The following is an 8,280-nucleotide window of genomic DNA, read 5'->3' on the forward strand; positions in this document are numbered from 1 at the left end:
CCTCGTCCACGTCCTTCACGGTGATCGGCGCGACGCGGTAGCCATGGCGCGGGATCGAGCTCACGAGCCCGCCCTCGGTCAGCCGCTGAAGGGCGATCCTCAGGCTCGACTTGCCGAGCCCGTAGCGCTCCATCAGCTCAGGCTCAGTGAACCGCGCGCCCGGCATGATGCGGCAGGAGACAATCTCTCGCCGGATCAGGTCATAGGCGTGATTGCCCCTGAGGGTGGAGTCGTGCATCGCGACCTTCGCGGTCCGGCCGGTCATTTCCTGAACCGCGCCCGTCGCCATCGAGACCTTCCACATTGATCCTGTGAGCAGCCTACAAATGCTTCGAGACAGGCTCAACGCCTTTCTCGCCAAGCGGCGTTCCGTCGCAATCTGTCAAGAAAATTACGAAAAAACAGAGCTTTATGTATGCCATCCAGCTCAAGCTCCGGCATTTTCGGCAGCCGTCTCCAGCCGATCGTCCCGCTCCGAAGGCGCCGCCATTCATCGGTATTCAGCGCCGTCCGGACCCTGCAAACTTGGCGAACGCTCCTGAAGTTGGCATTCGAGGCTCAGCCTCAAGGGAGAGGCGCGTAAGTCGTCGGGAGGGCGTGGCGTGCAGGCGATGACGAAAGATCGGGCGATCGGACTTTTCACGCGACCAGGCTTCCTGGTGCGGCGGCTCCACCAGATCTACGTCGCGATCTACCTCAAGGAATGCGAGGCCTTCGGCACCACGCCGGTCCAGTCGAGCGTCATGCAGGTGCTGATCGCGCAGCCGGGCCTCGACCAGGCCGCGCTCGCGGCGGAGATCGGCGTCGACCGGACGACCACCTCGAACGTGCTGTCGCGCCTCGAAAAGCGCGGCCTCATCTGCCGAGAGGCCGATCCCAAGGACCGCCGGCTGCGCCGGGCCTTCCTCACGCCGGCGGGCGAGCAAATGTTGGGCGACATGCAGGACGCGCTGGATCGCGCCCACGCCCGGCTCGTCGCGCCGCTCGAACCCGAAGAGCGGGAGGCGTTCGTGCGCGATCTGACGACGCTCGTCGAGTCCAACAACGGACAGGGCCGGACCGTGCTGCGCATTCTCTGAGCAGCCATTGGCGCAAAAATCTCGTTGAGCGTTCGAAATTCGTCAGCATACTGACGATCAACGGCAGCGGCGTCCTGGCGTCGCGACCGGATCGGGATCGAGCATCAGCGAGGCGGGGATCGATGCCGGACGTCGGCGGCGCGGACAAGCAGGGCCTACGGGGGTTTCTCCGCATGGTCGAGACGCGGTTCCCGGACGAGATCGTCCGGATCCCGGACCGCGTCGACTCCCGTTTCGCGCCGACCGCCGTGGTGTTCGAGCTCGAAAAGGCCGGCCGCAGCCCGGTCGTGGTGTTCGAGAACATCGACGGCAAGCCGACGCCGCTCGTCACCAACGTCGCGGCCAACCGCAAGCTGCTGGCGGCCTGCCTCGACGTCTCGCCCGCCGACCTGCCGACGGCGTTCCGCGAACGGGCGATGAAATATCTGCCCTGCGAGACGGTCGAGAGCGCGCCCTGGGACGAGGTCGTGCTCGAGGGCGACGACGTCGACCTGACGAAGCTGCCGATCCCGCTGCAGTTCACGGTCGACGCCGCGCCCTACATCACCGCCGGCCAGATCACGGCCCGCGACCCGGAGACCGGCGTCGACACCACCGGCTTCCACCGGCTGATGCTCAAGGGGAAGAATCGGCTCGGCGTCTCGCTGCACTCGCGGCGCCGCATGTGGGAGTTCCACCGCCGGGCCGAGGCGCGCGGCCAGTCGCTCCCGGCCGCGATCGTGATCGGGATCCACCCGCTCCATTACATGGGCTCGATGACCTATGCGTACCCGCCGCAGGTGCGCAAATTCGAGATCATCGGCGGTCTCTTCGGCGAACCCTACCGCCTGGCGCGCTGCGGCGTCGCGGACCTCGAGGTGCCGGCCGGCGCTGAGATCGTCATCGAGGGCGAGATCCTGGCGGGCGTCCACGAGCCCGAGGGACCGTTCGGCGAGTTCACGGGCTACGCCTCCTACCGCAGCACGCAGAACGTCTTCGTCGCGCACCGCGTCCGGATGCGGCGCGACGCCATGTTCCACAGCGTCACGGCCGGCATGGCCAAGGACCACATCCTGATCTCCTGCGTGACGCGCGAAGGCGAGATCCTGAACGCGTTGAAGCGCAACCTGCCGAACGTCACGGCCGTCCACGTGCCGCATTCGACCTGCGGGGCGTTTGTCGCGATCGTCGCGATGAAGAAGACCGCCGAGGGCGAGCCGCAGATGGCCGTCATGGCGACGCTCGGCACCGAGCTCTACACCAAGTACGTGATCGTCGTGGACGATGACGTCGACGTCTTCGACATCAACGATGTGTTCTGGGCGATCGCGACGCGGGTGAGGGCGGAGAAGGACATCTTCTTCGTCCCCGGCGCCAAGGGGGCGATCCTCGACCCGAGCTCCGACCCGAACGACTTCACCCTGACCAAGATGGGCGTCGACGCGACGCGGCCCTCCGGCCGCGATTTCGCCGAGCGCCTCGTCATCTCCGACGAGGAGCGCGCCCGCGCCCGATCGATCCTCGCCGCTGCGGGCGTCTCACTCTGACGAACGCCGCGAAACACCCACGGCCGGGCGCGCCTGGCGAGCATCGGAGAGCAGCATGACCCGACTGACCTCATTCTGCGCAGGCCTCGCCATCGCTTCGCTGACCGCCCTCGCAGCCCATGCGGAGGGGCCCGTGAAGCTCCGCTTCGCGACAGTCGGCGTCGGCTCCGCCTGGTACAATTACGGGGCCGGCATCGCCGACATGGTGCGGCCGAACCTGCCGGTCGGGTCCAGCATCGACGTGCTGCCGATCGCCGGCGGCGTCGGCAACATCAAGCTCATCCAGAACGGCGAGGCCGAGCTCGGCATCTCGTTCGCGGTCACTTCGGCTGAGGGCTGCGGCGGTTTCGGGACCTTCAAGTCCAGGCAGGACAAGGTGCGCGGCCTGATCGGAGGCCTCGACGTCTATTATTTCGGGACCTTCGTCACCAAGAGCTCGGGCGTGACGTCCTGGAAGGACATCGCGGAGGGCAAGAACAAGTTTCACCTGCTGACCACCAAGGCCGGCGGGACGGGCGAGCAGGGCGTGCGCCAGGTGCTCGGCCTGCTCGGCTCCAGCAAGGACGCGGTCGCGGCCAAGGGCGGCATGATCGAGGCGACAGAACGCTCCGGCGCCGCCGAGTCGATCAAGGACGGCCAGGCCGACGGCTGGGCCCATGTCGTGACCAAGGGCCATCCCGCCGCGACCCAGATCGTCACCGTCAACGACACGATCATGCTTCCGCTGCCCGACGAGGTGATCAAGGGCATGGTCGACAAGTACGGCTGGTCGGCGGCCGTCGTCCCGGCCAACACCTTCAAGGGCCAGACCGAGCCCGTTCCGACCGTGATCGCGGCCTCCAACATCCTGGTCAGCGCCGACGTCCCGGACGAGGTCGCCTACGCCTTCGCCAAGACGATCGTCGAGAACGCCGCGAAGCTCTCCCAGATCCACGCCGGCCTCGCGGATTTCGATCCGAAGAAGGCCGCGGATCCGATCCTCAACGGCAACTGCCCGATGCATCCCGGCGCCGCGAAGTACTTCAAGGAAGCCGGGCTGACGAACTGAGGCGCGGCTGACAGGTTCGGCCGCCGGGGGAGGCGATCATGATGCTGTCTGCGCGTCACGCAAAGCTTGCGGTCGGCCTCATCGCGATCGCGCTGACGGCGGTGCAGTTCGCGCCGCTCGCCCTCGGCCGGAACCTGTTCGAGATTTCGCTGCTCGGCGTCCATGTCGGAGCCACGACTGCGATCGTCTTCCTGATCTTCGGTTGGCGATCCCGGCGCGGCGCAGACGACCCGGTTTCGCCCGCCGACGTCGTCTGCGCCCTGCTCGCCCTCGCCTGCGCGGTCTATTTCTACTTCCAGGGCGCGCGGGTCGCGGAACGGATCGAGGGCGTCGACGAGGTGTTCGCCTCCGACTATGTCTTCGGCCTCGTCCTGATCGCTCTGCTGCTCGAGGCCTCGCGCCGGGTCGCCGGCAATGTGCTGATGGGGCTCGCCGCCGCCTTCATCGCCTATGTGTTTCTCGGCCCCTACCTGCCGGGACCCATGGGTCACAGCGGCATGTCGCTGATGCGCTTCGTCGACCTGCAGGTGCTGTCCTCGCAGGGCATCTTCGGCACGCCGATCTCGGCCTCGGCCAACATGGTGTTCTACTTCGTGATCGTCGGCGCGTTCCTCGAGCGCAGCGGCGCCGGGCATCTGTTCGTCGACCTCGCTTATTGCGTCACGGGCCGCGCCTGGGGCGGGGCCGCCAAGGCCTCCGTGGTCTCCTCCGGCCTGTTCGGCACGGTCTCAGGCAGCGCGGTCGCGAACGTGCTGGTCGACGGCGTCATCACCATCCCGCTGATGAAGCGGACCGGCTTCTCGAAGGATTTCGCCGGCGCGGTCGAGGCGACGGCGTCGACCGGCGGCCAGCTCGCCCCGCCCGTGATGGGCGCGGCCGCCTTCATCCTCGCGGACATCGTGGGCGTCACTTACGGCAGCGTCGCCTATGCGGCGATCGTGCCGGCCGTGCTCTTCTACCTGTCGCTCTATGTCCTGATCGACAGCTATTCGCGCCGCCACGGCTTCGGGCCCAACAACGAGCTTCCGGTCGCGGCCGCGCTCAAGGGCTTTCGCGAGCGCTGGCACGTCCTGCTGCCGCTCGGGCTGATGATCTACCTGCTCACCGCCCAGTATTCGCTGATGCGCGTCGGCGCGATCAGCCTGGCGGCGATTCTCGTCATCAGCTGGACGCGGTCGGCGACCCGCATGGGACCGAAGGACATCTACGAGGCGATCGTGGCCGGCGCCCGCGGCGCGGCCGAGGTCGCGATCCCGTCCGCCGTGGCCGGCATCATCGTCGGCGTCCTGGTGCACACCGGAATGGCGCTGCATCTCGAACGCTGGATCCTCGAGATCGCCGGAGGCTCGCTGCTGATCTCGCTGATCGGCGCGATGGTGCTGACCCTGATATTCGGCATGGGCATGCCGACCGCGGCCGCCTATCTGGTCGCCGCCATCCTGGTCGGCCCGGCGCTGCAGAATCTCGGCGTCCCGGCGCTGCCCGCGCATCTCTTCATCTTCTACTTCGCGGTGCTGTCGATGGTGACCCCGCCGGTCGCGCTCGCGGCCTACGCGGCGGCCGGGATCAGCGGCGGGTCGCTCTGGAACACGGGGCTGATCGCCTTCGCCATCGCCGTGCCGGGCTTCATCATTCCGTTCGCCTTCGTGTTCGACCAGGGCATCCTGCTGCAGGGCGACGCGTTCAACATCGTCCGGACGGTCGGCACGGCGACCATCGGCGTGGTCGCGACCGCCATGGCCTCCGGCGGCTATCTCTTCGGTCCGCTCGGCCGGCCGGCCCGCGTCGCGCTGTTCGTCGCCGGCGTCATGCTGATCGCCCCCAACGAGACCACCGAGCTTCTCGGCGCCGCGGTCGCGGGCTCGATCCTCGTCTGGCAGCTGTGGCGGTCGAGCCAGGCGCGCCGCGCCGCCGTGCAAACCCTCTGAGGTCGCTTACTCGATGCGCACAAAGATCGAAGCCGGCTGGCTCGTCGGCCACGAGAACGGCCGCCACATCCTGATCCGCGACGGCGAACTGGTCTATGAGGGAAACCGGATCGTCTTCGTCGGCGCCGGCTTCGAGGGAAGCGTCGACCGCGTGATCGACGCAAGCGGCCGTCTGGTGTGCCCGGGCTTCATCGACACCCATGTGCATTCTGGTCACCGCGCCTCCCACCGGCTGATCGCGGACGCCGGCCGGCCGATGTATTTCGGCCAGCCCTTCCTGGAGATCAGCGTGCCGCGCGAGGGGGCGACGGTCTCGGGCGACCCGCGCTATCTGAAGCATGGCGACGCCGGCGCCGAGGCGGCGTTCCAGCTCAACGCCGCCTTCACGGTCGCGGAGCTGCTGCGCAACGGCGTCACCACCTTCGTCGAGTTCGGCAGCCAGCTGAAGGTCCAGGACGCGCTCCACAAGGAGGTCTCGCGGCTCGGGACCCGCGCCTATCTCGCGCCGGGCTACGACTGCGGCCGGTGGGTGGGCGACGAGCGCGGCCGGCTGAAGCGCACCCGCGACGACCGGCTGGGCTTCGACGGCCTCGAAACCGCGCTCGACTGGATCGCGCAGCACGACGGCGACGCGGAGGGCCGCATCCGCGGCATCCTGGTTCCGCGCGAAGTCGAGACCGCGAGCGTCGAGCTGCTGCGCCGCACCCGAGAGGAGGCGGACCGCGCGAGGCTGCCGATGGCGACCCACGCCGCCTACAGCGTGCTTGAATTCCACGAGATCGTGCGCGAGCACATGATGACGCCGATCGAGCTGCTCGACAGCATCGGCATGCTGCGGCCGACGCTGAACATCGGCCATGGCAACTTCATCGCCGACAACCCGAACATGAACTACGCCAAGCCTCAGGATCTGAGGCTGATGGGCGAGGCCGGGGTGTCGATCTCGCACTGTCCGATCAACATCGTGCGTCGCGGCCGCACGCTCGACAGCTGGAAGCGCTATCGTGAGGCCGGCGTCAACATCACGATCGGATCGGACACCTATCCGCGCGACATGATCATGAACATGCGGACCGCCTCCTATCTCGGGAAGCTCATGAGCCACAGCTATCTGGCCGCGACCGCGGGCGAGGCCTTCGAGGCCGCGACGCTCGGCGGCGCGGTCTCGCTCGGCCGCGACGACCTCGGCCGGCTCGAAGCCGGCGCGCTCGCCGACATCGTGATCATCGACATGGGCGGCCGCAACTCGCTGCGCTACGGTCCGGTGCGCGACGCCGTGAAGAGCGTCGTCGAATGCGGCGTCGGCGACGATGTCGACACCGTGATCGTCGACGGCGTCGTCCGCATGGAGAACGGCGTCATCCCGGGGGTGGACGTGGGCAAGCTCATGGCCGACGCGCAGGCCTCCGGCGAGGCGGTCTGGGAGTCGCTGCCGGACTGGGACCCGCTCGGGCGCTCGGCGGAGGAGGCGTGCCCCTGGTGCTATCCGGAGCGGCGCTTCGAATGCGCCCCGACATGACGCGGGCGCCCTCCCGACCGATCGTCGTCGGCATCAGCGGCGCCTCGGGGGCCGCGCTCGGCGTGCGGACGCTCGAAATCCTGCGTGACCTCGGGATCGAGACGCATCTCGTGATGAGCCGGTCGGCGCAGGTGACGCTCGCGCAGGAGACCGACCGCAGCCTCGCCGACGTGCGGGCGCTCGCGAGCCGGTTCCACAACATCGACAATGTCGGCGCCGCGATCGCCAGCGGCTCGTTCCGCACCGCCGGCATGATCGTCGCGCCGTGCTCGATCCGCACCCTCTCCGAGATCGCGACCGGGGTGACCTCGACGCTGCTGACGCGCGCCGCCGACGTCGTGCTGAAGGAGCGACGGCGGCTGGTGCTGATGGTGCGGGAGACGCCGCTGCATCTCGGCCATATCCGCAGCATGGCGGCCGTCACGGAGATGGGCGCGATCGTCATGCCGCCGGTCCCGGCCTTCTACGCGCGGCCGCAGAGCGTCGCCGAGATGATCGACCACACGGTCGCCCGGGCGCTCGACCTGTTCGACATCGACGCCGGCCTCGCGAAGCGCTGGACGGGCGTCGCGCGCGCCGCGAGGCCGCCCTTCGCGCCGGCGGAGCAGTGAGCGCGGAGGCGGAGCTCGACGGGCCGCATTGGCGGTTCGCGCTCGATTTCTATGCGAGGCCCGGCGTCGCCGGCGCCTGCCTGAGCCTGCAGGACGCCTGCGGCGTCGACGTCAACGTCCTGCTGGTCGCGATCTACGCCGCGACGCGCCTCGGCAGGGTGGTCGGCCCCGACGAGATTGCGGCGCTCGACGCGGCGGCCGCCCCTTGGAGGGAGAGGGCGGTGCTGCCGCTGCGGCGGCTCCGGCGCGATCTGAAGGGCGGCGTCGCGGGCGCGGGAGCGGGCGACGCCGAGACCTTGCGGGACGGGGTCAAGGCGCTCGAGCTCAAGGCCGAGCAGATCGAGCAGTCGATCCTCGCGGACCGCCTTGTGGCGCTCCCGCCCGACGCAAGGGCGCCGAAGGTCGCCGAGACGATCGACGCTGTGGTCGGATTCTATGCGCGGGGCGCTGTCGACGAGAGCGTCCGGCCGGCCATGTCGACCGTCGCGGCCGCGGCGCAGGCGGCGGCCGACGCATCCTAGGGTCTGTACCCAATAGATTTGCGGTGTGGACTGCGTGCTGATTCAAGG

At 68.6% G+C, this 8,280-nt stretch carries 8 protein-coding genes; 7 read left to right on the plus strand and 1 reads right to left on the minus strand.

The features are described 5' to 3' along the window. The coding region (locus EK403_RS23475; RefSeq protein WP_245479816.1) for a GntR family transcriptional regulator at window positions 1–289 on the minus strand (289 nt) is incomplete at its 3' end. 322 nt (window positions 290–611) lie between these two features. Between EK403_RS23475 and EK403_RS20140 the strand changes: the two genes are divergently transcribed. The 7 genes from EK403_RS20140 (at window position 612) to EK403_RS22555 (ending at window position 8,232) form a co-directional block, all read left to right on the plus strand. Further along, on the plus strand, window positions 612–1,079 hold the full coding sequence (locus EK403_RS20140; RefSeq protein ID WP_128779257.1) for a MarR family winged helix-turn-helix transcriptional regulator: 468 nt from the start codon (window positions 612–614) through the stop codon (window positions 1,077–1,079). A 122-nt stretch (window positions 1,080–1,201) separates the two neighbouring features. Further along, the gene (locus tag EK403_RS20145) at window positions 1,202–2,605 is read left to right on the plus strand and encodes a UbiD family decarboxylase (protein WP_128779247.1); all 1,404 of its coding nucleotides are present in this window, start codon (window positions 1,202–1,204) and stop codon (window positions 2,603–2,605) included. Window positions 2,606–2,660: 55 nt separating this feature from the next. Beyond that, on the plus strand, window positions 2,661–3,653 hold the full coding sequence (locus EK403_RS20150; RefSeq protein WP_128779248.1) for a TAXI family TRAP transporter solute-binding subunit: 993 nt from the start codon (window positions 2,661–2,663) through the stop codon (window positions 3,651–3,653). Between the two features lie 38 nt (window positions 3,654–3,691). Further along, a complete protein-coding gene (locus EK403_RS20155; protein WP_128779249.1) occupies window positions 3,692–5,581 on the plus strand; it encodes a TRAP transporter permease in 1,890 nt (629 codons plus the stop codon). Window positions 5,582–5,594: 13 nt separating this feature from the next. Then, window positions 5,595–7,100 (plus strand): chlorohydrolase family protein, encoded by a 1,506-nt coding sequence (locus EK403_RS20160; RefSeq protein ID WP_128779250.1) that lies wholly within the window; start codon window positions 5,595–5,597, stop codon window positions 7,098–7,100. Then, complete coding sequence (locus EK403_RS20165; protein WP_128779251.1) at window positions 7,085–7,711, plus strand: UbiX family flavin prenyltransferase; 627 nt, start codon at window positions 7,085–7,087, stop codon at window positions 7,709–7,711. The genes EK403_RS20160 and EK403_RS20165 overlap by 16 nt, the downstream gene beginning before the upstream one ends. Next, entirely contained in the window at window positions 7,708–8,232 is a 525-nt protein-coding gene (locus EK403_RS22555) for a TIGR02444 family protein (protein WP_164919691.1), read from the plus strand. The genes EK403_RS20165 and EK403_RS22555 overlap by 4 nt, the downstream gene beginning before the upstream one ends. Window positions 8,233–8,280: the final 48 nt, after the last annotated feature.

The organism is Hansschlegelia zhihuaiae (assembly GCF_004103825.1).
GTDB classification, from domain to species: domain Bacteria; phylum Pseudomonadota; class Alphaproteobacteria; order Rhizobiales; family Methylopilaceae; genus Methylopila; species Methylopila zhihuaiae.

What these genes read in the sequence shown, in the direction of transcription:
- EK403_RS20140 (WP_128779257.1), top strand. Translation starts at nt 612, where the DNA reads ATGACGAAAGATCGGGCGATCGGACTTTTCACGCGACCAGGCTTCCTG.
- EK403_RS20145 (WP_128779247.1), top strand. Translation starts at nt 1,202, where the DNA reads ATGCCGGACGTCGGCGGCGCGGACAAGCAGGGCCTACGGGGGTTTCTC.
- EK403_RS20150 (WP_128779248.1), top strand. Translation starts at nt 2,661, where the DNA reads ATGACCCGACTGACCTCATTCTGCGCAGGCCTCGCCATCGCTTCGCTG.
- EK403_RS20155 (WP_128779249.1), top strand. Translation starts at nt 3,692, where the DNA reads ATGATGCTGTCTGCGCGTCACGCAAAGCTTGCGGTCGGCCTCATCGCG.
- EK403_RS20160 (WP_128779250.1), top strand. Translation starts at nt 5,595, where the DNA reads ATGCGCACAAAGATCGAAGCCGGCTGGCTCGTCGGCCACGAGAACGGC.
- EK403_RS20165 (WP_128779251.1), top strand. Translation starts at nt 7,085, where the DNA reads ATGCGCCCCGACATGACGCGGGCGCCCTCCCGACCGATCGTCGTCGGC.